General features: G+C 68.2%; 20 protein-coding genes and 1 pseudogene. 12 read left to right on the top strand and 9 right to left on the bottom strand.

The window, feature by feature from the left end; all coding sequences use genetic code 11:
- Positions 1–199 precede the first annotated feature (199 nt).
- The 3 genes from K8640_RS12970 to K8640_RS12960 all read left to right on the top strand — a co-directional run bounded on the left by K8640_RS12970 (position 200) and on the right by K8640_RS12960 (position 4,063).
- The gene (locus K8640_RS12970) at positions 200–2,080 is read left to right on the top strand and encodes a Vps62-related protein (RefSeq protein WP_223747326.1); all 1,881 of its coding nucleotides are present in this window, start codon (positions 200–202) and stop codon (positions 2,078–2,080) included.
- 237 nt (positions 2,081–2,317) lie between these two features.
- The gene (locus K8640_RS12965; RefSeq protein WP_223747325.1) at positions 2,318–3,595 is read left to right on the top strand and encodes a fibronectin type III domain-containing protein; all 1,278 of its coding nucleotides are present in this window, start codon (positions 2,318–2,320) and stop codon (positions 3,593–3,595) included.
- Positions 3,596–3,661: 66 nt separating this feature from the next.
- Positions 3,662–4,063, top strand: coding sequence for a hypothetical protein (locus K8640_RS12960; RefSeq protein WP_223747482.1), 402 nt, complete (start codon positions 3,662–3,664; stop codon positions 4,061–4,063).
- Between the two features lie 56 nt (positions 4,064–4,119).
- Here the strand turns inward: K8640_RS12960 and K8640_RS12955 are convergent.
- Both K8640_RS12955 and K8640_RS12950 read right to left on the bottom strand, forming a co-directional pair.
- Positions 4,120–4,341: pseudogene (locus K8640_RS12955) on the bottom strand (lyase family protein); the annotation flags it as partial.
- A gap of 92 nt (positions 4,342–4,433) precedes the next feature.
- Positions 4,434–4,784 carry a helix-turn-helix domain-containing protein gene (locus tag K8640_RS12950; protein ID WP_223747324.1) on the bottom strand — a complete coding sequence of 117 codons (351 nt, stop codon included), beginning with the start codon at positions 4,782–4,784 and terminating at the stop codon, positions 4,434–4,436.
- A gap of 132 nt (positions 4,785–4,916) precedes the next feature.
- On the opposite strand from K8640_RS12950, the gene K8640_RS12945 reads away from it, so the two are divergent.
- Positions 4,917–5,825 (top strand): NAD(P)-dependent oxidoreductase, encoded by a 909-nt coding sequence (locus K8640_RS12945; RefSeq protein ID WP_223747323.1) that lies wholly within the window; start codon positions 4,917–4,919, stop codon positions 5,823–5,825.
- 63 nt (positions 5,826–5,888) lie between these two features.
- On the opposite strand, the gene K8640_RS12940 is transcribed toward K8640_RS12945, so the two are convergent.
- On the bottom strand, positions 5,889–6,491 hold the full coding sequence (locus K8640_RS12940) for a TetR/AcrR family transcriptional regulator (protein WP_223747322.1): 603 nt from the start codon (positions 6,489–6,491) through the stop codon (positions 5,889–5,891).
- A gap of 80 nt (positions 6,492–6,571) precedes the next feature.
- Here K8640_RS12940 and K8640_RS12935 point away from each other — a divergent pair, with 80 nt between their 5' ends.
- The 3 genes from K8640_RS12935 (at position 6,572) to K8640_RS12925 (ending at position 8,963) form a co-directional block, all read left to right on the top strand.
- Positions 6,572–7,033 carry a nuclear transport factor 2 family protein gene (locus K8640_RS12935; protein WP_223747321.1) on the top strand — a complete coding sequence of 154 codons (462 nt, stop codon included), beginning with the start codon at positions 6,572–6,574 and terminating at the stop codon, positions 7,031–7,033.
- A 116-nt stretch (positions 7,034–7,149) separates the two neighbouring features.
- A complete protein-coding gene (locus K8640_RS12930) occupies positions 7,150–7,632 on the top strand; it encodes a hypothetical protein (protein WP_223747320.1) in 483 nt (160 codons plus the stop codon).
- A 65-nt stretch (positions 7,633–7,697) separates the two neighbouring features.
- On the top strand, positions 7,698–8,963 hold the full coding sequence (locus K8640_RS12925) for a cytochrome P450 (protein ID WP_223747319.1): 1,266 nt from the start codon (positions 7,698–7,700) through the stop codon (positions 8,961–8,963).
- 48 nt (positions 8,964–9,011) lie between these two features.
- On the opposite strand, the gene K8640_RS12920 is transcribed toward K8640_RS12925, so the two are convergent.
- Positions 9,012–9,842 (bottom strand): hypothetical protein, encoded by an 831-nt coding sequence (locus tag K8640_RS12920; protein WP_223747318.1) that lies wholly within the window; start codon positions 9,840–9,842, stop codon positions 9,012–9,014.
- A gap of 333 nt (positions 9,843–10,175) precedes the next feature.
- Positions 10,176–11,273, bottom strand: coding sequence for an energy transducer TonB (locus K8640_RS12915; protein WP_223747317.1), 1,098 nt, complete (start codon positions 11,271–11,273; stop codon positions 10,176–10,178).
- 240 nt (positions 11,274–11,513) lie between these two features.
- On the opposite strand from K8640_RS12915, the gene K8640_RS12910 reads away from it, so the two are divergent.
- Positions 11,514–13,103, top strand: coding sequence for a hypothetical protein (locus K8640_RS12910; protein ID WP_223747316.1), 1,590 nt, complete (start codon positions 11,514–11,516; stop codon positions 13,101–13,103).
- Between the two features lie 161 nt (positions 13,104–13,264).
- Here the strand turns inward: K8640_RS12910 and K8640_RS12905 are convergent, their stop codons facing one another.
- The 3 genes from K8640_RS12905 to K8640_RS12895 form a co-directional block, all read right to left on the bottom strand.
- Positions 13,265–14,494 (bottom strand): cytochrome P450, encoded by a 1,230-nt coding sequence (locus K8640_RS12905; RefSeq protein ID WP_223747315.1) that lies wholly within the window; start codon positions 14,492–14,494, stop codon positions 13,265–13,267.
- 111 nt (positions 14,495–14,605) lie between these two features.
- Positions 14,606–16,078: a hypothetical protein gene (locus K8640_RS12900; RefSeq protein ID WP_223747314.1), complete on the bottom strand. Its 1,473-nt coding sequence runs from the start codon at positions 16,076–16,078 to the stop codon at positions 14,606–14,608.
- A 41-nt stretch (positions 16,079–16,119) separates the two neighbouring features.
- Positions 16,120–17,022, bottom strand: a complete 903-nt coding sequence (locus K8640_RS12895) for a TIGR02996 domain-containing protein (protein ID WP_223747313.1) — start codon at positions 17,020–17,022, stop codon at positions 16,120–16,122.
- 397 nt (positions 17,023–17,419) lie between these two features.
- On the opposite strand from K8640_RS12895, the gene K8640_RS12890 reads away from it, so the two are divergent.
- Both K8640_RS12890 and K8640_RS12885 read left to right on the top strand, forming a co-directional pair.
- Positions 17,420–18,724: a hypothetical protein gene (locus K8640_RS12890; RefSeq protein ID WP_223747312.1), complete on the top strand. Its 1,305-nt coding sequence runs from the start codon at positions 17,420–17,422 to the stop codon at positions 18,722–18,724.
- A gap of 84 nt (positions 18,725–18,808) precedes the next feature.
- On the top strand, positions 18,809–20,266 hold the full coding sequence (locus K8640_RS12885) for an ELWxxDGT repeat protein (protein WP_223747311.1): 1,458 nt from the start codon (positions 18,809–18,811) through the stop codon (positions 20,264–20,266).
- A gap of 553 nt (positions 20,267–20,819) precedes the next feature.
- On the opposite strand, the gene K8640_RS12880 is transcribed toward K8640_RS12885, so the two are convergent.
- Positions 20,820–22,187 (bottom strand): SH3 domain-containing protein, encoded by a 1,368-nt coding sequence (locus K8640_RS12880; RefSeq protein WP_223747310.1) that lies wholly within the window; start codon positions 22,185–22,187, stop codon positions 20,820–20,822.
- Positions 22,188–22,303: 116 nt separating this feature from the next.
- Between K8640_RS12880 and K8640_RS12875 the strand changes: the two genes are divergently transcribed.
- A complete protein-coding gene (locus tag K8640_RS12875) occupies positions 22,304–23,257 on the top strand; it encodes a DUF6310 domain-containing protein (RefSeq protein WP_223747309.1) in 954 nt (317 codons plus the stop codon).
- Positions 23,254–24,015, top strand: a complete 762-nt coding sequence (locus tag K8640_RS12870; protein ID WP_223747308.1) for a DUF5953 family protein — start codon at positions 23,254–23,256, stop codon at positions 24,013–24,015. Before K8640_RS12875 ends, K8640_RS12870 begins: the two co-directional genes overlap by 4 nt.
- Positions 24,016–24,053 lie beyond the last annotated feature (38 nt).

Raw genomic sequence — 24,053 nt, 5'->3', positions numbered from 1 at the left:
TGGCGCCGCTGATCAGAGGGGTCCGCCTTCCCCTGGGCCGCGCGCGCCCGCCGAGGAGATTGCACATCACCGGTCTGACATGCCCTCTCGGGTCCGGGGCTCGAATGCCAGGCCCGCTGCCTGGAGCCTGGGGCAGCGATGGTCGCGTTCCGCATCGAGTGTATCCTGCGCGCTCACGCAGGCTCATGAAGAGGCCCATATGCTCGCTGGACGTCTGGGTTCACGCCGCTGGCTCGTGCTGTCGTCGCTGGGAGTGAGCGCGTTGGGATGTGGAGGTCCGCTGGAGGCCGTGGAAGACACCGTGCTCCGCGACACGGAGGCGTCCCTCGCGGGACTCCAGGGCAACACGGTGTATGGGCGCTGGCTCGGCTCGGGTGGCAGGAATCCCACGCATCCCGGCAATCGCACCTTCATCGTCGACCATGCGGGCCCCTCGGCGACGGTGACCTTCTCGCTCACCTCGTCCGTGGACGCCTACCTCTATCTCCTCGACGCCAGCGGCAACGTGCTCGCCGAGGACGACAACAGCGCGGGCAACCTGGGCGCGCGGATCTCCGCCTCCCTTTCCCTCGGCACGTACAAGCTCGTCGCGGCGACGGCCTCTCCGGGCCAGAGCGCGGACCTCACCCTCACCTCCGACAGGGCGCCGCTGCGCTTCAGCCAGCGACTCCTCCTCAAGCCCGTCTCCGCCTTCCAGTGGATCTACGACGACAGCGGCACGGGCTCGAACAACGACGTCTCCATCTGGCGGCCCAACCTCGCCCAGGCTCCGGGCTACTACTCCCTGGGCGATGTCGCGATGCCCAACGGCGGCGGCGGTCCCGCCCCCTCGACAGCGCTCGTGGTGCAAGGCGAGGGAGACCTGCTCGCGCGGCCCGTGGACTACGTCTGGGTCTGGAACGACAAGGGCTCCGGCGGCACCCATGACGGCTCGTTCTGGGAGCCCGTGGCGCCCGCTGGCTACACCTGCCTGGGCGCGGTCGGGGTGCTGGGCTACGGCAAGCCCTCCACGGACCTCATCCGCTGCCTCAAGAGCGAGTACGTGGTGGCCGCCGATCCGGTCGCCCTGTGGAATGACAGCGGCTCCGGCGCGGACGATGACGTGGGACTCTGGCAGCCGAACGCCAGGGATCACCGGGGACTGCCCGCCTCAACCTTCGTCGCGCGTCCCAGTCACTCGGACACAGGGGGCAGCCGCTACTGGGCCATCAACAAGAGCGCGACGGCGCACCCGGAGCTCCAGGGGCTGCCCGTGAGCGCGGCCACCGCGGCGGCCTTCGCCCCTCGCGTGTGGCTGCACCCGAGCGAGGCCTACTTCCCCTCCTCCACCGAGTTCCACCTCGCCAACGTGCACGTGGAGGGCGGTCATCAGGTGACGAACCAGGCGCTGGGCTGCGACTCCTGCACGGACCCACAGTTCCTGGACGGGCAGCGCCCAAACCAGACGCCGGTGCCTGTCTATGCGGAGGTCATCACCCGCACCGTGAATGGCCAGCCCACGTCCACCACCGACGTGGTGTATTGGATGTTCTATCCCTACAACAATGGCAAGCGTGTCTGCATCGGCTGGTACTCTCCCTGGGGCTGCGTGGGCGGCTACTCCACCTTCGGCAACCACGTGGGGGATTGGGAGCACGCCACGGTGAGATTCGTGGACGGCCGCCCGTCGCAGGTCTACCTGAGCCAGCACGCCAGCGGGCAGACCTTTACGTATGGCGACAAGGGCCTGGGCCTGTTGGGCTGGCGACCGGAGCTCTTCTCCGCGCACGGCTCGCATGGCCTCTACGCGGATGCCGCGCGGCACATCTACCGGAACCTGCCCAACGGCGACTTCCTGGCGGACGACACCGGCCGCGGCATCGCCTGGGACACGTGGAGCGCGCTGGTGCCCTTCGACTGGCGCACGCCGGGCACCTTCGAGGGGAGCCTGTCCTGGCTGAACCGCACCGAGCGCTGGGGCAACCCGAAGTCGGGCTGCGAAGTGTCCGAGCCCATCGCCGGCGAGTGCATCCTCAACGACGGGCCCACCGGGCCCATGTCCAAGAGCGCGTCCCGGCCGGACTTCCTGCCACTCGACTGAGCTGGGGATGCACTGTCTTCGGTAGCGAGGCAAGGCGCGCACTTCCGAACCCGAAGCCCCAATCAGCATGGGTTCACCGAACAATCGCATTGCAATTGTAAAACACGCTCCACAACAAGTCCGCTCCGCCTTCCGGGTGTCCTATCGGGCAACACATGCGCGGTTTACACTCCCGTGCGCCACACCCCTCCTCGGCCCGAATCCCTGACCGGGGCAAGCCTGATTCAGGAGCATTCAATGAACAGATGTCTCAGCATCCTCTGCGCGATCCTCGTCCTCTCCAGCGCGCTGGGGCCAGACGTCGCGACAGCCAGCCCGACGTTTCCGTATCCCTGGCCGGACTACTCGGTGGTGCCAGTCTTGTTCGTGCCCACCGACTGGAGCGTGAGCAGCGCCGAAGTGCAGGCAGAGGCCACCGCCATCAACAACGCGATGGCCGACATCCAGCGCTTCTATGCGACCTACAACAACGGCGCGACCTTCGTGCTCAACCCGGTGCAGGTGGTTCAGGCCAACGGCAACAAGGAGTCGTACGGCATCTCCTGGGGGCCGGGAAACATCTACGACGACGGGGTCATCACCATCACGGGCAACATGGAAGGGGCCGTCATGGCGGAGCTGCACTCCCGCGGCTACCCCACCCCTCCGGCTCAAAATCAGAGCGGCTACGTCACGATGATCTTCTTCAAGGGCGCCGGCGGCTTCGCGGGAGGCCGTGGGTACACCGGCGGCAACGGCGGACAGGCCATCGTCGGCGACTGGGCCATCGACAGCCTCCAGGGCCACGTGTCGGAGGGCGCCTACTGGTGGTCCGGCCAGCGAAAGCAGACCGGCGCCGTCGCTCACGAGCTCGGCCACGGCTTCGGCCTTCCCCACCCCGATAGCGTGGGCTGGGCGATGGAGACCTCCGTGATGGGCTTCTGGTGGGACTACCCCACCATCGGACTGAACGACTACGACCGGAACTCCCTCGCCACGAACAAGAGCGCATTCTTCACCGTTCCGGCGGCGCCCACCGGACAGACGGCAACCGCGCTCAATGGCACCAGCATCCGGGTGAACTGGACCGACAGGTCCAGCAATGAAACCGGATTCCAGCTCACCACCGGTGTCACCACCGTCAGCCTGGGCGCCAACACCACCACGTACACGTGGGCGGGCCTGTCGCCCAACACCTATATGTGCTTCGCCATCCGCTCCTACAGCGCCACGGGCACCTCCCCCTGGACGCCGTGGGCATGCACCACCACGCCCACGGTGCCCGCCATGCCGACGAACCCGACAGCCACCGCCCTCAACAGCTCCAGCATCCGGGTGAACTGGACGGACACCTCCGGCAACGAGACCGGATTCCAGCTCACCAACGGTGTCACCACGCTGAACCTCGGCGCCAACACCACCACGTATACCTGGAGTGGCCTCGCGTCCGGCACGTACATGTGCTTCGCCATCCGCTCCCAGAACGCGGCGGGCGCCTCCGCCTGGACACCGTACGCCTGTACGACGACCCCGTAGCCACGTGAAGCGTCGCCGATAGAGGGACAGCCGCGCAGCGGCATGTCACACTGCGCGGCCTGCCCCATGAAAATCATCCGCAACATCCTCGCGGTCATCGTCGGCTTCGCGGTGGGCTCGGTCGTCAACATGGCGCTCGTGATGCTCGGCCCACGGGTGATTCCCGCCCCCTCCGGTGTCGATACCTCCAACGCCGAGAGTCTCGCCGCCGCGATTCACCTGTTCGAGCCGAAGCACTTCGTGTTCCCGTTCCTGGCCCACGCGCTCGGCACGTTCGCTGGAGCGCTGGTCGCGTTCCTCGTCGCTGGGAGTCATCGCACGGTCTTCGCGTTCGCGGTGGGCGCGCTCTTCCTGGCCGGCGGCATCGCCGCGAGCTTCATGATTCCCGCGCCGAAGTGGTTCATCGTGCTCGACATCGTGGTCGCGTACCTGCCGATGGCGTGGCTCGCCACGCGGGTGAGGCACTGACACCACCGCGACAGGACACTGGAGGCAGCCGCGCTCCTCGCTGAGAGCACCCACGAAGAAGGGACGAGCTTTATCGAGCACAACGCGGACATCGCCACCGCGTAGCGCGGGTGCTCCTCCGCGAGGGTGGTGGCGAACCCCTCGAGCTCCTGGCGCACCGTCATGGGCACCGCGTCCTGCAATTGGGTGCGCCCCACCTTGAGCAGGCCCGTGAGCTCCCTCCCCTTGGCGCGAAAGGCGTGCTCCAGCCGGCTCAACTCCCCGAGCAGGAGCTCCACGGCGAGCAACAACCCCTACCGCAGCCGCGCGCGCGCTCACAAAGGCAACCCAGGCGGGTGTCATCGTGGCACGCCTGTCCAGCCTTCCCCGATCAAGAGCGCGGCTGGGCCCGGCGTGCGATGGCCTCGATGCGCGCCATGTTCTTCTCGCCCCACTCCCCCAGCGGAAGGAGCGCGGTGATGAGCGAGTGGCCCAGCTCCGTCAGCGAGTACTCCACCTTCGGGGGCACCTGGTGGAACACCTCGCGATGCACCAGCCCGCTGGCTTCCATCTCCTTGAGCTGAGCAATCAAGACCCGCTCGCTGAGCCCCGGCACCGAGCGCTTGAGCTCACCGAAGCGCATCGCTCCGGTTTGCAACGCCCACAGGATGAGGGCCTTCCATTTTCCGCCCATCACGTCGATGGCCGCATCCAATCCACATGTGTACTTGCGTCGCTTCATTCCGGCTCCATCCGAACAAAAACATCAGTACCCGATAAAAATGCCGGTACTTGTCAAATCGTCAGCATCCCACCAGATAAGGACCGTCCTCCGCGAGCGCGAGGGCCACCTTCTCCTTCGGATGAGCTGACCATGCACAGGAACAAGACTTCACAGGACGACCACCGCATCGCGGTGAGCGTCATCGGGCTCGGCTCGATGGGGGCCGCGCTGGCTGGGGCCTTCCTCGACGCCGGGCACCCGACCACGGTGTGGAACCGCACCGCTGAGAAGGCCGCACCCCTGGTGGCGAGGGGCGCCACGCAGGTCCGCGACATCGAAGCCGCGGTCGCCGCGAGCCCGCTCGTCATCGCCTGCCTGACGACCTACGACGCCACGCTCCAGGTGCTGGCCCCCGCCGCGTCCGCCCTGGCGGGCCGCACCCTCGTCACGCTGAACTCCGGAACACCCGCCAGCGCTCGCGGACTGGCCAAGTGGGCCACGCGCCATGACCTCCGCTTCCTGGACGGCGCGGTGAAGAACGTCCCGGACGCGGTGGGCAAACCGGACACCCTCCTCCTCTACAGCGGCGACAAGGCGGTCTTCGACGAGCACCAGGTCGTGCTGAAGGTACTCGGCGGAGACACCGTCCACCTCGGCACCGAACCCGACCTCGCCAAGCTGTGCGAGATGGCCGTGGGTGGCACCCTCCTCCCCGCGCTCCTGGGCTTCTTCCAGGGAGCAGCCCTCGTCACGAGTCGAGGCAAGAGCGCGAGCACGCTGGTGCCCTACACCGTCAAATGGCTGCAGATGATCTGCGCTGTGCTGCCCTCGCTGGCGGAGGAGATCGACACGGGTGACTACAGCAAGCCCGCTTCATCGCTGGGGCTGTTCCACGAGGGCATCCCCTACGACCACGAGATAGGAGCCGAGGGGAACCTCGACGTCTCGTGGCACGAGCCCATGCACGACCTGCTTCGCGAGGCCGTCGCGAGGGGCCACGGGGAACACAGCATCTCCGCCCTCGTCGAGCTGCTCAGGAAGCCGGCGACGGCGGCCTGAGGCCCCCACGTCCCAACGGCCCTGGACGCCGAGGCGGCGGCCCTGTCCGGCGCGGGATGGCGGTCAACGTCTCGCGGTCGGCCGCAGGCCGTCGAAGAGGAGGTTGAGCGCGCGCTTGCGGAATGATTCGCTCCACTCATCCGCGAGCGCTTCCTGGCAGATGGCCGCGAGCAGGGCGATCAGCTCGGCGGGGCGCAGGTCGTCGCGGACGGTGCGCGCTTTCTGGGCGCGTTCGAGCAGCAGATCGACGCCGGGCCGGAGGCGGGCCAGCGCATCGCCGACGCGGACCCGGACGCCGGTTTCGGCGAGTCGGGCGAACACCGCCCTGTTGCGGGCGCTGATGGCCATGACGCGGGCGCAGAACTCGAACAGGGCGGTGCCTGCGTCCTGCTTGTCGACCATCGCATCGACTTCCGTGATGAGTCGGTCCAGCAGGTGCATCACCACGGCCTGGAGCAGCTCGGGTTTGGTTGGGAAGTGCCGGAACACGGTGCCAATCGCGACGCCGGCGCGCGCGGCCACGGCCTCGGTCGAGGCTGACGCGCCCTGCTCGGCGAACACGGCCTCGGCCGCATCCAGGATGCGCGCACGATTGCGGCGGGCATCCGCACGAACGGGTTGTTCACCCGCACCACCGCCCGCGGGCGGCCCACCTTTTCTCTCCATCCGCCGTTCCTCCTTGAAAAAGTGAGTCGGACTCACTATCAATCCTGAGTCGCACTCACTTTATCTCAGGAGGCACGACCATGTCACAGACGGCGACGGGGGCCGCGGGTCCGCTCACCCTCTACCGGCGCATGCAGGAAGCCCTCCTCGGTGACGAGGCGACGCTGCTCCCAGCGGAGCTGTTGGCCGAGGATGTCGTGGTCGAAACTCCGTTCTCTCCTCCAGGCATGCGACGGCATGAGGGCCGCGAGGCATGGCTGGCGTTCTACCGAGCCCGAAGCGCGGTCCTGCCAGTGCGTTTCGAGCAGTTCCGCGAGCTGGCGACGCATCAGACCCGCGACCCCGAGGTCATCGTCGTCGAATACGAGCTGGCTGGGACGGTCACCACCACCGGCCGGCGCGCCTCGGCGGTCCTCATCGCCGTGCTGCGGGTCCGCGACGGACTGATCCAGCACTGGCGTGAGTACCAGGACGTCCTGGCGATCAGCGAGGCGCTGAAACTCACCCCCGAGGACCTTGGCGGAGCCGGCACGCCCCCTTGAGCGGACACGCGCAGCGCTCGACAGCGAGGGCGTCGAGCGCGCGGCCGACTGCCGGGGTGCGGAGAAGGCGCATTCTCCGCTCCGTCCCACCGCCGTCGGAGGGTATGAAGAACCGCATGAGTGAAGAGCGTACGCCCGCCGAACCCGAAGTGATGGAGCCCACGTTCTGGCGGAAGAATGGTTGGTCGGCCCGCGTCATCAAGAACGAGGAGGATGACGGCTGGGCCGTGGAGATCCGCAAGCAGGGCATCCCCGAGCCCGTCCTCATCAGCCCGTGGGTCATGGGCCGCGACAAGAAGAACCCCAAGCCCTTCGATGCGCCCGCGTTCGCGACCTTCGTGAAGACGGCCTCGGAGGTCCTCGACCGCTCCGCCCGACAGCGCGACCAGGCCATGACCCGCAAGCTCTCCATCGCCTGGGAGGGGCGCTGGTACGAGGTCCGCATGGAGCTGGTGGCCGACGAGTATGAGCCCCACGCCCTGCTCTCGGCCATCGACGACGCGGGCACCACGGTCGCCAAGCATCGCGTGCCGATGAACTTCAAGTTCAACAGAGACACCGCCAACGCATGGGTGCGCGGCGGCTTCTCCGAGCCCTGAGCTGGCGGCCCTCCCTTGGGTTAGGCTTCTGGCCTCCGACCAATCTTCGAGGGAGGGCAGCACGCATGTTCAAGGACAGCGCCGCGTCAGGACTCGGGTCCGAGTACCGCCCGCTCGAATCTCCCCAACTCGAGAACCCCCACCCGTTCCTCGCGCGTGCGCGGCGGGAGGCGCCGGTGTTCTTCAGCCCGGCGCTGGGGGCGTGGGTGGTGACCCGTCATGCGGACATCAGCGCCGTGGTCGCCGATACCGAGCGCTTCTCCTCCGCTGAATCCATCACCGTGGGCGCCGCGACGACGCCTCCCGAAGTCGTCGCCGCGCTGATGGACGGCTACCCCCTGGTCCCCAGCCTCGTCGACAATGATCCGCCCGCGCATTCGCGCTTCCGCGGCCTCGTCAGCAAGGCCTTCACCGGACGGCGCCTCGCGCAGAAGGAGCCCTTCATCCGCGCCCTCGTGGACGAGCTCATCGACTCCTTCCGGAACGAGGGCAAGGCGGACCTGTTCCTCCGGTTTGCCCATCCGCTGTCGGCCAGCATCATCGCGGAGATCCTCGGCATCCCCCGCGCGGACATCCACCGGTTCCGGCGCTGGTCCGACGAACTGACCACGGTCCTCGCGGCCCATGGCCCCATCGAGCATCAGGTCGCCTGCGCCCGAGGCGTGGTCGAATTCCAGCGCTACCTCGCCCAGGCGCTCGAGGAACGCAAGACAGCGCCCCGGGAGGACCTGCTGAGCGACATCGTCACCGGCTCGCGGGAGCTGACACCGCCCATGAGCATGGCGGAGCTCGTCAGCATGCTGATGCAGGTCCACTTCGCGGGGCACGAGACGACCGCGGGCCTCATCGTGGGCGCGGTCGAGCTCCTGCTCGAACATCCGGAGCAGCTCCAGGCCCTTCGGGAGGACCCGGCCCTCATCGCGGGCGCCGTCGAGGAGGCCGTGCGGATGACCTCCCCCGTGCATGCCATGTTCCGGACCGCGCTGGAGCCCGTGGAGCTCGGGGGCGTCCCCATCCCCAAGGGCGCCCACATCCGCATCGTCTACGCGTCCGCCAACCGCGACGAGGCCCGGTTCCACGAGCCGGAGCGCTTCGACGTCCGACGGCCTGACGTCAAGAAGCACCTCGCCTTCGGACAGGGGCTGCATTTCTGCATCGGCGCCCCGCTCGCGCGGCTCGAGGCGCGCCTGGCGCTGGAGGCCCTGCTCCGGAGCCTCCCGGGGCTCCGGCTCGGGCCAGGGCAGACGCCGGGCTTCTTGAAGAGCGTCACCGTCCGGCGGCACGAGAGCCTGGAGGTCGCGTGGGAGGTCCACGCGACACAGCCTCGCTGACGACCGCGCTGATGCCGCGAGGAACCTGGGACCGCCAGCCCCCCGGTATCAGGGGGCGCGCCACTGGTTGTAGTTGGAGCGATGCATGTTCGTGTGCCCGCGCTGCTCCTGCTGCGCCAGGTACTTCTCGAAGGTGTCCCAGACTCCACCCTCCTGCAGCTTCGGCCCGTAGGTGTCGAGCGCGGCGGGCCATCCCAGGTTCTGGATGCCATGCGCCATCATCTGGTGGTGCATGGACAGGCCGTCGTACTCGGAGCGCTCCGCCTCGTGGGCATAGCGTGTCTCTCCCGCGTTCACATCGGACGGGTCCTCGAACTCGCCCGCCAGCGCCCGCGCCTTCAACGCGTCCGTCCGCGGCGTCTGCAAGGCATTGGTCATCTCGAACGCCATCATGCTGGCGCGCCGGGGCGACGGCGTCACCCGCTCCTGGATGAGAATCTGCCGGGCCAGCGGGCGCCAGGCCGCGAGCGGGGCATATGGGTCCGTGTTCCCGGTGCTGACATTGACCGAGCCTTGTTCGAGGATCGACTGCACCCATTGCTGATAGATGGGGTTGCGCAGGAACTCCTCATGCGCCCTCCGATCGAAGTCCGCGTACTTCGACGGGTCCGCGTCCACCACGTCCTCGCTGTCGCTGTCACCCTCGCGCTGGACGACGCCGCTCCCGCCCCACGACATCCGCTGCACCGGCGCCGCGCGAGGCCCTCCGTCGTACGCGCGCTGACGCTGGAGCTGCGCCTGGACCGAGGGGCGCTGATTGAGGCGCTCCGCCAGCATCCCCAACGCGCTCCCTCCCGCGGAGAAGCGCTGCGCGACCGGCCTCGCCGCATGCGACTCCAAAGCCCGTGCTGACTCGACCCGTTGAATGACGGTGTGCATCGCTGGATGACCTCGTGAGGGTTCACGGCGCCCGCGCGGAGGTGCATGGGCTCACGAGATGATCTCCAACCGCCACGCGGCTGTCACGCCACGCACGTCCGCGACGAGGCGAGGCAGCGAGAGCTTCGCCATGGCGACCCCACCTCCCCGATGCGGTGGAGCATGAAGCGGGAGCCTCCCGCGACGTGGGCCGGGGCGCTCGCGGATGAGAGGAATCATCGAACCGCGCATCCTCGCAACCCGGCGCTCGCGGCTTCCTTCTTCACGCGTAGGCGGCGCCGGGAGAATTCGGCACCAGCCAGGTCGCGTGAGGCAGGACGACGACGCGGCGATTCAGGGCGCGACAGGACTCGGCGCGGGCGGGGACCCACCCGGGCAGTCCCGCTGGTAGTCCGCGAGGGTGCGCTCGAACCGCTCCCGCTCCTCTCGCGGCCACTGCTCCTGGAGCCTCGCCACGGCTTGCCGCTGGTCCGCCAGCGCCTCCTCGCACCGCCCCATCCCCCGAAGGACCGCGGCGGAGGTCTCCAGCACATAGGCGTTGCGCGGCGCCAGTTGCCGGGCCACCCGCACCCTCGGCTCCGCCTCCGCGTGGCGCCCCGCCTGGACGTAGTGCCATGACAGCTCGTTCGCGGCCCACCAGTACGTCGGTGCCAACGCGTTCAACCGCTCGAGCGCTTCGACATAGCCAGGGGCCTCGGGAGTCTGTGAGCCCAGCAACTTCGCCAGGTGCGACCAGGCGTCGGCGCTCCCGGGGAAGCGGGCGACGCGCATCCGGACCCACTCCAGCTCCGCCTCGGGAGTCCGGTTCTCGAGGGGCATCTGGAACTGGATCCGGAAGAGGCGCGAGGTCGCGATGGGATGCCCCGCGAGCATGGCCGGTTGATACCGGGTCGCGGCGAAGACCTTCACCAGCTCCTCGCCGAACTTCGGGAAGAGAGACTCCACGACCTGGAGTTCCCGCGCGCGTCCGTCCGTGTCCACCCGGCCCCGGAGGACGACCACCTGCGGCTTGCGGAGGAGGAAAGCCTCCCTCGGGATGTCCGGCATCGACGGCCCCTCCACCCGCTTCACGGGCTGGAAGTTCGTGAGCAGGAACTCACAGGCGTCGAACAGGTCGACGGCGCAAGCGGCCGACAGCGTCGCGGAGGCCTGCCGCACCTGCGCCTCCGTGGGCGCGCCCTTCAACAGCGCCACGGCCTCGGCGAAGGCCTCACGCGCCCTCTCCGGCGCGACGCCTCCCTTCGCCCCCGGGTTGAACAACGACGCGGGTGGCAGCTCCGAGGCCTCGCGCGGATTGCCTTCCGGGTCCAGTTGGTACGCCATCGCGAGGGAGAGCTGTCCATGACTCGCGGGGAGTGACGGAGCCCCCGAATGGGCACAGCCCGTCGCCCACAGCACGACCGACAAGGACACGATGAGAGTGTGACGCATGGACGGTCACGCTACCCTCAGCCCGCCCCTGGGGCCACCGCCCACGCGGCTTCGTCAGCCCTCCGTCCTCCACTCGCGCTCGAACCCGTCATGGAGTTCGTGGACCTGACAAGGTCAGCGGTGGTGCATCCCACCGCCCCAGCGAGTCCTGGGACAGGGCCGAACGTCCCCGCTCCTTCCTTCGCCCCGGGGGGCCCTCCACAATCCCTGGCCTCCACGTGGCATGGACAGGAGCCCCGCATGCGGACCCAGATGGCCCGGTCAACCCACGAGCGCGCCAGGCAGCCCGTGATGCGCGCGGGGCACACGACGGACTCCCCCCACGTCAGCCAGTTGAGAGCGCGTCAGGGAGAGCTCGACCAGAGTCCTCGCGTGCGGGCGCTGTCGCGCGTCGGCACCTCGCTCAACCCGGGCGCACCGAGCTCCGCCGCGCCCATCCAGCGGATGCAATGGCGAAGGCAGGGAGCGGGCGTCGTCCCGGAGGACACCGCCTACGCCGGCCCGGCGCCCGACCTCGCACTGATTCCTCCGGGACTGCTGGAGCACCAGATCTGGGATGACGCCACGAACAACATCTACGACGGCGCCACCGGGCTGCTTCGCGCCAACCATCACGTGCCCCAGCCGGGAGACGCATTGGTTCCAGGGGACCTGCAAGCGCAGTTCGACATGCTGAGCGAGGGTCCGCCCGCCGCGAGCAAGAACGTTCTCAAGAACTATCTCCCCAAGCTCAACACCCTGTCCAAGAACATCGGGGCGTGGATGGCCAAAGAGGCGCCTCCGGGTAGCGAGGAGGAGATGGCGGGCCTCAGGCTCAAGGCGCGAATCGAAGCCATCAAGAGCCGCCCCGTGCTCCGTGAACAGCCGACCCTCCCCCCAGACAACGAGAGCGCCAGGGCCTCGTTGGCGCTGGGCGGCGCGACCAACAGGCTCCATGACCACGTCAAGCCTGGAACCGACACTCCCGGGGCCCCCATTGACGTGAACGTCATCGACTCCGCGATATCCGAAGATCCCACCGGCCGGACCCGCTCCGTCAGTACTGGCGAGCTGACGCCCAGTGGTGACGGGCTCATCTGGTGGGCTTCGGCGGCCCAGGGCCTGCGCGAGGTCGCGGAGAGCAAAAAGACAGAAAGCAAGTTGCTCAGCCTGCCGGTGGGCTCCGGGAGGATCCCCATTGGCGTGAAGGGCCCGAGCAAGAGCCTGCCCAAGGGAGAGTTCATCGTTCTCGGACATGGCGCGCCGATTGCCTACGACGAGAACCCCAACCAGCAGGGATTGCGAACGCCCGGCAACGCCGGAGCGGAGCACAAGGTCAGCTATCCCGAGTTCCTCAAGCGACTGACCCATCTGCAGGCAGCAGAGAGCGTGGACGACCCGGTGCTCGCCCAGGCGATGCTGGCGATGGTGAAGAACCCCGCCGAGGATCCTCCGGACGCGCTCGCCAGCTTCCACAACCTGCTGAGGGAGATGCTCGTCACCTGGATGGTCGCTGAGCCCGCCCGGCACCGCTCCGTCATCTTCAACAGCGTGCTGAGTCTCCAGGAGATCGCCAACGGAACCCACAAATTCGCGGACATGCTCCCGGACGACGGCCTGTATCCGATGACCGGCGGAGGCACCGCGAAGGCAGGACGGAAGGCAGAGGAGTCCGAGAGAAATCTCTTCGCGAACAAGGCCGCCCACCCGCCCACGAAGGTCGAGAACCGACAGAAGGACCAACTGAAGCGGACCGCCACGGGCGGAGACCTCTCCTCCCCGCTCGAGCAGGTGCTCCTCGAGCACGGCATCGGAGGCACCCGCCTGCGCTACGTTCCGCAGGGGCCCTGAGCTGGGAGCAGCAGTCGCTCATCACCCTGGTGGCCATCCTGGCCCTGGGCCCCAGCCACCCCGCCGTCCCTCGCGGCCCGCGCTTCGTCCGACCACTGGAACTGGTCTCCCCTCCCCTTCCAGGCTCCCCAGGGTGACGAGACTGGCGGACAGGTCCTGGGTCACGCGAGGCGCGCCGGCAGGGGCTGTCCCGTCGCGGGAGCAAAGACCTCGACGGGAAGCGTGACCGGCCCACGGACGATGAGGGAGGTCGTCCAGTCGATGTGCTCCGTGCGGAGCTCCAGCCGCTCCACCCGGGAGACGAGCTCCTCCAGGGCGACGCGCGCCTCCATCCGCGAGAGCATGGCCCCCAGACAGTAGTGGGCCCCATGTCCGAAGGAGAGGCGCGGCGGGCCCTCCCGCTCCAGGATGAACCGGTCGCCGTCCGGAAAATACTTCTCGTCGCGGGCGGCGGAGGCCAGCGACACCAGGACCAGGGCCCCCTGGGGCAGCTCCACTCCGGCCAGCGTCACGTCCTGGGTGCACAGGCGCAGCGTGGACATCACGCTGGGCTCGTACCGCAGGGTCTCCTCGACGAAGCGAGGGATGAGAGTGGGGTCTTTGCGCAGGCGGAGCAGCAGCTCCGGATGTTGGAAGAACACCCGCGCGCATTGGCTGAGCAGGTTGACGGTGGTCTCCAGCCCCGCGACGAGCAGCAGGAAGAGGAAGCTCATCAACTCGTGATGGGTCAGCGCCACCCCGTCCATCCGCGCCCGGAGCAGGTCGCTGACCATGTCATCCCGCGGAGCGCTCCGCCGCTCGTCCAGCACGCCTTGGAAATACCGCTCCATCTCATCGAGGGTGCGGTGCTGGCGCTCCATCTCCACTGCGCCCTCCGGCTGGACTCCATTCATGGTGACGAGGACATGGGTCCAGCGCATGAAGTGTTGCTGCAACGAGGCATCCAGCCCGAGGAGCCAGCCCATCACGGTCGCGGGAATGGGCATGGCGAAGGCGTCCACGAAATCCACGTGCTTCTTGTCCATCATGTCGGCCACGTGCCGCCGGGCGACCCCGCGCAGGCGGGCCTCCAACTGTGCCAGCGCCGCGGGAGTGAAGGCACGGCTGATGAGCGCGCGCAGTCGCCCGTGCTGGGGCGGATCCAGGAAGAGGAGCGAGTCGGCGAAGGGGTTGACGCGCTGGAGCCACGGCGGCTGCGCGGTCAATCGCAGCCCCTGGGACGAGAAGAGGCTCGCGGACTTGAGCACCTGCTGTGCCTCGTCGTAGCGGGTGACGAGCCACATGCCACCGGGGTCCACCTGGACGACGGGGCCACGGCGTCGCAGCTCCGCGAGATGATCGTGAGGCGACTCCAGGTATTCGCGGGACAGGAGATCGAGGCGGGTGTCCATGGGCGTGGGACCTCCACCTGGAGATGGTAGGGATTGCCAGACATTGCTCAAGCGAGCGCGGGAGGGCAGTCCGCCACCGGACAGATGAATTGTCCTTGGGCCCAGCGGGCCTCACCCCCACTCGACGTGAGCGTAGGCCTCCGTGGCCTGCTTCAGCTCCTGCATCTGCCAGGGCTTGAGCCTGCGCTCGCAGCGCACGCGAAGCCCTCGCGTCCCGAATCCTTCCGCCGCGCGAAGGACGTCCACGAAACGGCCGACGGCCTCTTCGCTCACCAGCGTCGCCTCGATGGGCACCTGCTCCGCGGGCCGCACCGTCAGCCGCCATGCGGCCTGCCTGTCGGCATCCAGGCGCTCCAGCTTTCTCACCAGGGACGAGCTGGCGCAGTGGCGCAGGCCCACCGGGTCCGCGTCGCGGAGTTCCAGCCACGACAAGCTCGGCAGCAGCGCCAGCTTCTCGAACGTCTTCGACCAGCCAACCCCAGGCCCGGCGACCAGATGGGCCCCGTGCCCTCCGCACTCACACAACTCCAGCCTGCTCACGGAAGGATGGAGGTCCAGGTCGTGCGCCGCCGCGAAAGCCATCCGACGAATCCGTCGGACACCGCGCAGGTGCGCATGCATGAACCACTCCCTGTCGAGCCCTCCGCCCCAATCAATCTCACGCACCGTGCTCCACGCGACGCCCGGCTCGGGCCAGGGCGGTTGAAGGGTGGCTCTCCCACCCAGTTGGACAGCCACTGGGAACCCTCGCTCGAAACGCGTCGTGCCCGGCATGACGAGCAGCCCCAGAGGCTCCTCCCAGCTCGTTCGATGCGCCGCGAGCAGCGCGTCGACCCGGGCCTCATCGGGAGCGGGCGAGCATTGCAGCACGATGAACTCGCCCCAGGGGTCTCCAAGGGCCACCAGCTCATCGGCCATCACCAGCCGCGCGGCATCGTCGTCGAGCTGGGCGTAGACCTGGGGCAGCCACTGCTCCCGGATGCTCGCGCGGCGCCGCTCATGGTCCCCTCTCGCGTCGAGCGCGTTGCGCACGTCCCGCAGCACGGCCTCGGCGCGCGCACCCAGGACCGGAGGCACCCACTCACGCCCCATCCGGATGATGAAGGCGAGCCGACCGGCGGATTCGTTGTCCGGCGCCAGTCTGGTTTGCAGCGCCTGGAGCGGCGCGATGTCGAAGGGCGGGCCCACGTGCTTGAGCGCCAGACACAGCTTCGTCAGGTTCAGCGGAACCTGGAACTCGGGCCGCCCGGACAGGCTCACCAGCGCGGGCCCGAGCTGCGGGTTCGGGGACATCCGCAGGACCTGGTCGAGGTAGAACATCTCCAGTGTCGAGGACCGCCTTGTCTCCGACACGAGGGTCGACGCCATGGCTCTGGGAGTGACCTCCCGCGTCCCGTCCGGCGACGGCTTCTCGTTGCCCTCCGCGTCGAGACGATTCGCGACCAGGCGCTGCTCGACCTCCTCACACAGCTTGACCAGCGCCGGTGAGCGACACACCCGCCAGGCGGCCAACAGGGCGCCGAGCGCCTCGTCTTCGTCGTACCGGGCAAAGGACTCCGCGGCGCGCTCCAGGTGACCCAACACGCTGTCTTCCACACCACCACTCTACCGCGACGTGGACACGCTCACATCCATTCCACGTGGGAGAACCCAGACGCGGCCCGGCGCAGGCGCTCGACGCGCACGGCATCGAGGCTGTGCTCCCGGTGCACCCGCAGGCCCCGGGACCCGAACCCCTCCGCCGCGCGCAGGACCCGCTCGAAATCATCGATGGCCCGCTCGCTCAGGAGCGTCGCCTCGATGGGCACCTCCGCGCCCGGCCTCACCGTGAGCGACCAACGTCCCTGCCCGACGATGTCGATGCGCGCCAGCTTCGTCGCCAGCCTGGAGCCCGCGCACAGGCTCACATCGTCCAGGTGCGCGTCACGCAGCTCCAGCCACGACAGGCTCGGCAGCAAGGCCAGCCTGTCGAACACATCCGCCGCCACGGGCGTGCCGCGCACCTGGGGCACGACAGGCCCACACAGCTCCAGTCGAGTGACGCCAGGCGGCTGCCCCATCAACCGGGCCCAGAACAGCTCCACGCTCCGCATCCTTGTCACGCCCCGAAGGTGCGGATGCGCGAGCCACTGTCCATGGACCACAGACCACGCGAGCCCCACCCAGTCGATCTCCCGCACCGAACACCAGGCCGGTCCTGGCTCGGGGGGAATCCGACGCGCCGCCTCTCCCGACATCCGCACCGCCACGGGCAAGCCCCGCTCGAACCGGGTCGTCCCAGGCTCGACGAGGCCCCCCAGGGACAGCTCCCAGCTCCGGACATGCTTCGCGAGCAACGCGTCGATGCGCGTCGGGTCCGGAGCGGCGGAGCACTGGAGCACGATGAACTCGCCCAGGGGGTCGCCCACCTCCAGCAACTGGTCCGCCATCACCAGCCGCGTGGATTCGTCCTCGGGGTTCGCATGGACGCGGGGCAACCACTGCTCCAGGATGCGGGCGCTCCGCGACACGTCATGGGCCTCGCTCACGTCGCCAGCATATCGAAACCCTACGGCACCAAGCAGATGCCACGGTAGAAGCCGCGCAGCCGCATGAAGCCGAAGCTGTGCCCGCACACGCGGGGGCGGCAGGTTCATCCGCAGGAGACACTGACTCGATTCCGCGGCAGCCGAGGGTGTCCATCCGCGAGCGGTGTCCGGAATGCTCGATGCGGCGACTCCGACCAGCCGCTCGGCTACCTGTCCCTCCCTCTCGGCTGAAGCGAGTCCCTCGCACGTCGCCGCGAGCACAGGCGGAACCAGGTCGAGGCATCGGTTGAAGGGGATGCCCCGTCGCTGAAATTCATCCTTGTTGCCCTCCCCCGGGCGGATGGCCCGAGGCGCCGCACGGCCCCCACCTTCGCGGAGTCACGGAACGGGAGGGCCCATGCGACGCACGTGGACGATGGTCCTGGGGAGCGCAATCCTGGCGGGTGCACTTCATGCGGGATGTGGACCCGTTCGGGAGGAGGGGGAGACGACGATTCGAGAGAAGCCGGGCGCGGTAGAGGAGTCCCCTCTCGCGAACAGGCATGCGCCGAACAAGGCGTTCCAGGCGGCGCCGCTGGCCCGCAGTGGTGCGGCGGTCGCCTCGGGTGGTGGCAAATACCTCGCGGTCTGGGGAGATATTCGCCAGGGAGGCATCTACGGCACCCGGGTGGCGCGGGACGGCACCGTGCTGGACCCCGAAGGCATCCGCATCAACGTGGGGACGTCGAGGGGCCGCGCCCCCGCCATCGCCTTTGATGGCACCCACTTCTTCGTCGTCTGGGAGACGGGCAGTGGCATCGAAGGCATCCGCGTCGGGACGAACGGTACAGTGCAGGGGAAGGTCTTCTCCGTCATCAGCTCGGGTGAGACCTTCGGCCCCGTCCGCATCGCATGCTCCCCTCAGGCCTGCCTGGTGACCTTCACGGTCATCGGCACGGATGAGTCCGTCATCCATTTCAAGCGGGTGAGCCGTGAGGGCGTCGTCCAGCCCTCTCCGGACGAGACCGTGAGCCAGGGGTTCGCCTTCGCCTTCGACAGCGCCGTCACCTGGAACCCCAGCACGCAGCAGTTCCTCGTCGTCTGGTCCGACGCCCGTGGTGACACGGAGGACGAGAACGACATCTACGGCAACAGGGTGAGCGAGAGCGGTATCATCCTCGACGGAACCGGGTTCGCCATCTCCACGTCTCCAGGGCTCCAGGTGACTCCGGACGTGGCGTGGACCGGGCGCAGGTTCCAGGTCGTCTGGTCCGACCTCGAGGGGATGGACGCCAACATCCGCGGTGCGCTCGTGCGCCGGGATGGCTCGGTCGAGACTCCCGCGGGCTTCGACGTCTCCGTGGCTCCAGGACAACAGCGGGACCCTCGGCTGGCCCACCACGGCTCGAAGTCCCTCGTCGTCTGGGATGACACGCGTGAAGGCTCGCACCGTGTCTGGGGGACGCGCCTCGGCGAGGATGGCTCGACGTGGGACCCAGCGGGCTTCCCTGTCTCGGGAAATGACACTTCACAGGCCTTCGGACCGGCGGTCGCCTACGGAGGCAACCGCTTCCTCGCGATATACGGCGCGGGGGAGAGCTCGACGCCTGGCCTGCCCCACTTCGTGCTGGGGACTCGGGTGGGCCACGATGCCGAGATCGAGGATTCGCCCGCCCTGCCGCTCACCCTCGAGCCAAGGCCCGGCACGAGGAAGCTTCCATGACGAGTAGCCCGGCGCCGACAGCGAGCGCCGTCGATGCCATTCATCTCGATACACGGGTTGGACTCCAGAACAGGACAGCGAGCCATGATGAAGCCCTTGGGTGCCCTTCTCCTCCCGTTGGGCCTGCTGGTGGGCTGCGCGCCGTCGATGGCCGACGAGGCCGAGCCATCCAGTGAGAGCCTGGAGGTGGCGGCGCTCAGCCGTCGTGAGTGGGCGCCCTGTGGCTTCACGCCCCGCAGGCTGAGGAATCTCGGCTCGGCGCGCGTCTACGCCTACGACCTCGTCCACGGGGATGGCGTTCTCTTCTTCGCCGCGAGCGATGGCGTCCATGGCACCGAGCTCTGGATGAGCAGCGGTACCGAGGGCGCGGGCACGGTGATGGTGCGAGACATCGCGCGAGGGCTGGAGAGCTCGGGGCCCACGGAGCTCACGATGGTGGGGGACCGGCTCTTCTTCGTCGCGGATGACGACGTGCGAGGCCGCGCCTTGTGGACGAGCGATGGCACCGAGGCGGGCACCGTCCTGGTGAAGCGGGTGCTCCCCATCGATGCAAGCTTCGGTGAGGGCCAGACGTTGGTGGCCTACAAGAACCGGCTCTACTTCTCCTCGGTCGTTCCAGATGGCACGGATGGGTACGAGTTGTGGACGAGCGATGGCACCGAGGCGGGCACCTATCGCGTGAAGGACATCGCTCCCGGACAGGCGAGTTCCTTCCCGCGCCGTTTCATCGTCCACGACGGATCTCTCTTCTTCGTCATCAGCATGGGGGATGAGAACTGGCTGGTACGCAGCGACGGCGGAACAAGCATCATTCCGATGCTCAAGGTCCACGACGGCACGCTCACGGAGGACGCGCTCATCTTTCGCATGAAGTCGGTAGGCAGGAAGCTCTTCTTCCTGGTGGACCTCAACGACGGCGGGGCTCACCTCTACGTCACCGAGGGCACGGCTTCGAGCACGCGCAACCTCCGCTTCTTCCCAGGGAGAGTTCCCCACGACCTGGTGGCGCTTCACGGCAAGCTATACTTCAGCGCGGGCTCGGGCCTGCCCGAGGGTGAGGAGCTCTGGGTCAGCGACGGCACGACAGAGGGCACGCGGCGGGTGAAAGACGTGCGCCCGGGTGCAGTTGGGTCGGAGCCCACCGCCCTGGCGGTCGCCGGAGGGAGGCTCTATTTCGCCGCGGATGATGGCGCGCACGGGCGCGAGTTGTGGATGAGCGACGGCACGGCCTCCGGCACGAGGCTGTTCAAGGACATCGTGCCCGGAGCCCAGGGGGCCGCTCCCGCGAGCGTGACGGCCCTTCAGGACTGGCTGTTCTTCAGCGCGACGACGCCAGGACGTGGGGCCGAACCCTGGGTGAGTGACGGCACGGCCTCTGGCACGCGGGCGCTCGACGAGGTCGCGCCAGGCCCGGCCTCCTCCTCCCCCCGCGACTTCATCCGCTCTGGCTGGGACGTATTCTTCACCGCGGAGCAAAGCACCGGGCGCGAGTTGCATGCCCTGCCCTTCCGTCCCGACGCCCGCTGCACGAAGAAGCGCTAGCACGAGGTAGCCCGCGCGCGCTCCCCTCGGTCCGAGTGGCAGACAGCCACAGCCACGTCGCGACGGGTGTGCCTGACCGAGCTTCGCTCGCCGCGTCGGGAACGCTTGAGGCACGCACACAAGGAAGGTGGGTTCCTGTGGCGACACGGAGCGGAGCGCATCGCTCCTGCTCCGCGCGGCGCAGGCCCCGCTCCAGTGCCTCCACACAGGCGGCGTCCTGGGCGAGCACCTCGGCCACGAGGGCTGGCTGAGCCCATAGCAGCGCGCGCCACTTCGAGCGGCGCAGCGCGCTCACCAGCCGCGCGTAGCTGGAGGAGGCCGACTCGATGGACTCGCTCCCTCCTTCCAGCTGGCGGCGCAGTTCGTCGACGTTCGAGGCGGGACTCCGCATTTCTTGAGCACGCTCGACCATGGCGGACTCAACGTACGCAATCCCTTGCGTGCACTTCCAGGGGTGCCAGGAGAATGCGCGCCTGCCGTGTGGACGCGAGGCGTCTATCGACGCGGTCGCTGTTGGCAGTGTGACCTGGCATCCCGGGTGTGTCGTCTGCGTTCAGCGGCAGCTCGGGTTGCCGCGCCTCGGCTTGTAGCTGGAGGAAGGGGTCTTCACGTCCTCCAGCACTTCGTTCCAGTCGAGTGTCTGGGTCTCGGCCAGGGTGGCTTCGTGCGGCGTGGTCTCGCGGTACTGGCGCACCCCCTCCACGCCCTCCGGAGGCCCGATGGGCTCGCCCACGCCGAGCTGCTTCGTCTCGCGGGTGAAGGCCAGCTTCAGCGTGTCCCTGTCGAGCGTCCAGGTGCCGTGCTTCTTGTAGTCGTCGACGAGGAACTCGAGCACCACGCGGCCGTCTGGGCAGAAGTGGTAGGTGTCCAGTGTGCTGGCGTACTCGTTCTCGAGGATGAGTCCCGCGGCGTCGGGTCGCCAGTCTCCGCTCGCGGTGGGCTTCGGCATCGCCGCGCGCAGGCGGTGCTGCAGGGTGGAGAGCTGGGCGCGCTTGTCGGGCACCGGGGCCTTCTTCAGTGCGGACAGCGCACCGGCTCGGGCCCAGCCGAGCAGCCGCGTCTCCGACTGGATGAGATACCACGTACCGTCCGTGGCCAGCAGGGTGACGGTGCTGCCCGCGCGCAGCTTCGCCACGGGCTCCGCGTCGTCCTGGCGCGTGCGCAGGAGCGGGAAGGAGATGGCCACCTTCGATCTGGCGCCCGAGGCGTAGAGCTCTGGCAACACGACGATGGCCCCGAGCATCGCGCCGTCGTCGACGCTCACCTTCTTCCGGAGCTCCCGGGCGGAAACCCAGCCGAGCGCGTCTTCGGACTTGCGCGCGAGTCCCGCGAGGTACCAGCCGCCATCACGGTCCGCGGGGTCTGGTTTGAAGGCGTGCAGCGAGAGGGTTTTCTCGGGGCCGGCCAGGGTGACGACGTCCTTGCTGCCGGGCGTCTGCTGGAGCGACACCCACCCTGGAGGCGGGAGGTCGCGGCCCACGGCGTAGAGTTCCTGCGGCACCTCGGTGAAGCCCGGCTGCTTCGCGTCGTAGAGGTATTTGTCGCGGCGAGCCCAGCCGTCGGACATGGGGACGTCGCACAGGAGGATGCCATTGCCGGAGGCGCTCGGTACTCCGGGAGGCAGCGGCACTTCCCGGAGCGCCGTGCCCTCCTGGCGGAAGAGGCGGAAGCGTGACTCGCCGTGGACGAGCACCTCGCGCTGCTTGTCGCTGCTGTCGAGGTCCAGCACGGTGATGCCGCGCACTCCGGGCAGCTCGCCTTCGGTGATGGATGTGCCCACGGTGAGCCGGAAGGCGCCGGGCTTCGCTACTTCGAGCGTGAGGTGCTCGCGTGTGCCGTCACCATCCAGGTCCGCGTCGGCCTTGTTCGTGGGTGAAGCAGTGAGCACGGCGGCGAGCACGAGGGCGCCTGCGTTGAGCATGCGGCGACTCTGATGCATTGCCGCCGCGACAGGCAAGGCAGCGACTGCGCTGACGCGGGGTGAGGCACCCCGGGGTGGTCCCTGCCTCTTCAGGGGTGCGAATCGCAGGAATCTCCATGCTGATTGCCGAGACCACTCCTAGCGGCGAGGATGGGGCCATGCGTTTCCGCGCCCGCATCGCGCTCCTACTCTTCCTATCCGCATGCGCCGCGTCGACCCATCCCCCCGACACCTCTGGAACGCGGAGCCAACGACGCACCAACCTCGAGCGGGCGGCGAAGCTGCCCTGGGCTGACGACGGGCGGTGCGTCGTCCGCGAAGCGTCTCAACCTTGGCCGGTCCTGGTGGAGCGGTGCTACCGGACCCTTGACCACGACCGCATCGAGTTCCGCGACACCACGGGGAGATGCGCGGTCGCCTCCACTGCCGCTGCCGCCATGGGCGTCGGGCTCTGCATCCTGGCCGCTCCTGAGATTGCCGTGGGCGCGGTCATCGTGCTGGGTGTGGTGGTGGTCGGGTTTGTCCTCGAGGAGGCGCTGGAGGCCTATGAGCTCCGCCACACCTATCCCGAGGAAGCAGGGACCTCACGCGAGACGAAGACGTCCTTCCGGGAAGCTGAACCGCAACGCCGGCCGAAGCCCGAGCCTTCAGGGCAGGACTTGCAGCCCCCGGTGCCTCCAGAGCCAGGGGAGCGAGAGCGCCGCCCGGACTGCAAGCCCGTCCCGGTACCACGCGCCTCCAAAGATGGCCCGCATAACGAGTGTGCCGACCAGATTCCTCCCAACCGTTATCCAGGCATGGACGTGCGCGTGGGAGGGATTCGTTTCGATGCGCTGCAAGTCGGCGTGCGCGCACTGTGGGAGATCAAGACCCATCGATTCGATGAGTACAGTTCCTTCATCCAGCGGATGGAGCTCCAGAAGGAGCTCAAGCAGATCAACAAAGAGCGAGATACAGCCGTGGCATGTGGCTATGACTTCATCATCGGAGTGAGCACCCAGGAGCATCGAGAAGCGCTGCTCGAAGCGGACTTCTCACTGAATGTCGTCGTCACGGGGTGCAAACGATGACTCGGCGAAATGCCCTCACGCTCATCGTCTACGCACCCGCCCTCGTGGGCAAAGACGCTCGCCCAGTCGACATCCTTCATCAAATGGAGAAGGCGCTCCCATCCTTGCAGCTCAGGTGGCGTCTCTCTGACAGCGGGCGTCCCATCCCATTGCCACAGCGCGACGCATGGCTCATCGACAGTATCGAGGACGGGGAATTCCCTATCGTGTGCAACGGGGATGAGCGTCACCCCGTGACGTTTTTTGGGAGGGAACGTTCGGGACTCTTCAGCCCAGGCGGACAGCCGCAGTTCGAAGTCCACGTGGAAATGCCACTGGACGAGCCTGTGCTCGCAGCAGCGGCGACCGTGCTTGAAGCCGTGGCGGAAGGGGCTCACGCGTTCTGGGGACAGGCGTCGAGATATGGGTACGGTGCGGAGGTCGCGCAGCAGCTTCGCCGCTCAGCGCAGGCCCCTCAGGGTTCCCCCCGTGGGCTTCCCCTGCTCAACATGCCCGAGAAGATCCCTGCCCCTGAGACTCCCTACTTCCTCGCGTGGCTGAACTACTGGTCCGCCGCGACGGCGCGGGCCATCGGCTTCCCTGATCCCGCCCGCGACGCGGACCTGATCTCACGAGCGCGGCGCACGGCATCCGGCGGATGGGTCGTGCAGCTCACGGACGCGCCGCTCGAGTTGGACAAGCCCGACCACCTGGACGCGCTCAGGCGAGCCTATGAGCGCTTTCCCGAGATCGGCGGACGCACGATGACGCGGGAGTGATACCGAAGCTGGCGAGTGATTCGCGGGGGGCTCCCAGC

This window comes from Myxococcus sp. XM-1-1-1 (assembly GCF_020037095.1).
Lineage (GTDB): Bacteria > Myxococcota > Myxococcia > Myxococcales > Myxococcaceae > Myxococcus > Myxococcus fulvus.
The sequence above is the reverse complement of the archived record's forward strand: the minus strand, read 5'-3'. Positions and strand labels throughout refer to the sequence as shown.

Bases quoted from the DNA above. Each gene is read 5' to 3' on its own strand.
- K8640_RS12910 (WP_223747316.1), top strand. From the start codon at position 11,514: ATGCGGACCCAGATGGCCCGGTCAACCCACGAGCGCGCCAGGCAGCCC.
- K8640_RS12890 (WP_223747312.1), top strand. From the start codon at position 17,420: ATGCGACGCACGTGGACGATGGTCCTGGGGAGCGCAATCCTGGCGGGT.
- K8640_RS12920 (WP_223747318.1), bottom strand. From the start codon at position 9,842: ATGCACACCGTCATTCAACGGGTCGAGTCAGCACGGGCTTTGGAGTCG.
- K8640_RS12960 (WP_223747482.1), top strand. From the start codon at position 3,662: ATGAAAATCATCCGCAACATCCTCGCGGTCATCGTCGGCTTCGCGGTG.
- K8640_RS12925 (WP_223747319.1), top strand. From the start codon at position 7,698: ATGTTCAAGGACAGCGCCGCGTCAGGACTCGGGTCCGAGTACCGCCCG.
- K8640_RS12870 (WP_223747308.1), top strand. From the start codon at position 23,254: ATGACTCGGCGAAATGCCCTCACGCTCATCGTCTACGCACCCGCCCTC.
- K8640_RS12945 (WP_223747323.1), top strand. From the start codon at position 4,917: ATGCACAGGAACAAGACTTCACAGGACGACCACCGCATCGCGGTGAGC.
- K8640_RS12905 (WP_223747315.1), bottom strand. From the start codon at position 14,494: ATGGACACCCGCCTCGATCTCCTGTCCCGCGAATACCTGGAGTCGCCT.
- K8640_RS12970 (WP_223747326.1), top strand. From the start codon at position 200: ATGCTCGCTGGACGTCTGGGTTCACGCCGCTGGCTCGTGCTGTCGTCG.
- K8640_RS12915 (WP_223747317.1), bottom strand. From the start codon at position 11,273: ATGCGTCACACTCTCATCGTGTCCTTGTCGGTCGTGCTGTGGGCGACG.
- K8640_RS12965 (WP_223747325.1), top strand. From the start codon at position 2,318: ATGAACAGATGTCTCAGCATCCTCTGCGCGATCCTCGTCCTCTCCAGC.
- K8640_RS12930 (WP_223747320.1), top strand. From the start codon at position 7,150: ATGAGTGAAGAGCGTACGCCCGCCGAACCCGAAGTGATGGAGCCCACG.
- K8640_RS12875 (WP_223747309.1), top strand. From the start codon at position 22,304: ATGCTGATTGCCGAGACCACTCCTAGCGGCGAGGATGGGGCCATGCGT.
- K8640_RS12880 (WP_223747310.1), bottom strand. From the start codon at position 22,187: ATGCTCAACGCAGGCGCCCTCGTGCTCGCCGCCGTGCTCACTGCTTCA.
- K8640_RS12940 (WP_223747322.1), bottom strand. From the start codon at position 6,491: ATGGAGAGAAAAGGTGGGCCGCCCGCGGGCGGTGGTGCGGGTGAACAA.
- K8640_RS12950 (WP_223747324.1), bottom strand. From the start codon at position 4,784: ATGAAGCGACGCAAGTACACATGTGGATTGGATGCGGCCATCGACGTG.
- K8640_RS12935 (WP_223747321.1), top strand. From the start codon at position 6,572: ATGTCACAGACGGCGACGGGGGCCGCGGGTCCGCTCACCCTCTACCGG.
- K8640_RS12885 (WP_223747311.1), top strand. From the start codon at position 18,809: ATGATGAAGCCCTTGGGTGCCCTTCTCCTCCCGTTGGGCCTGCTGGTG.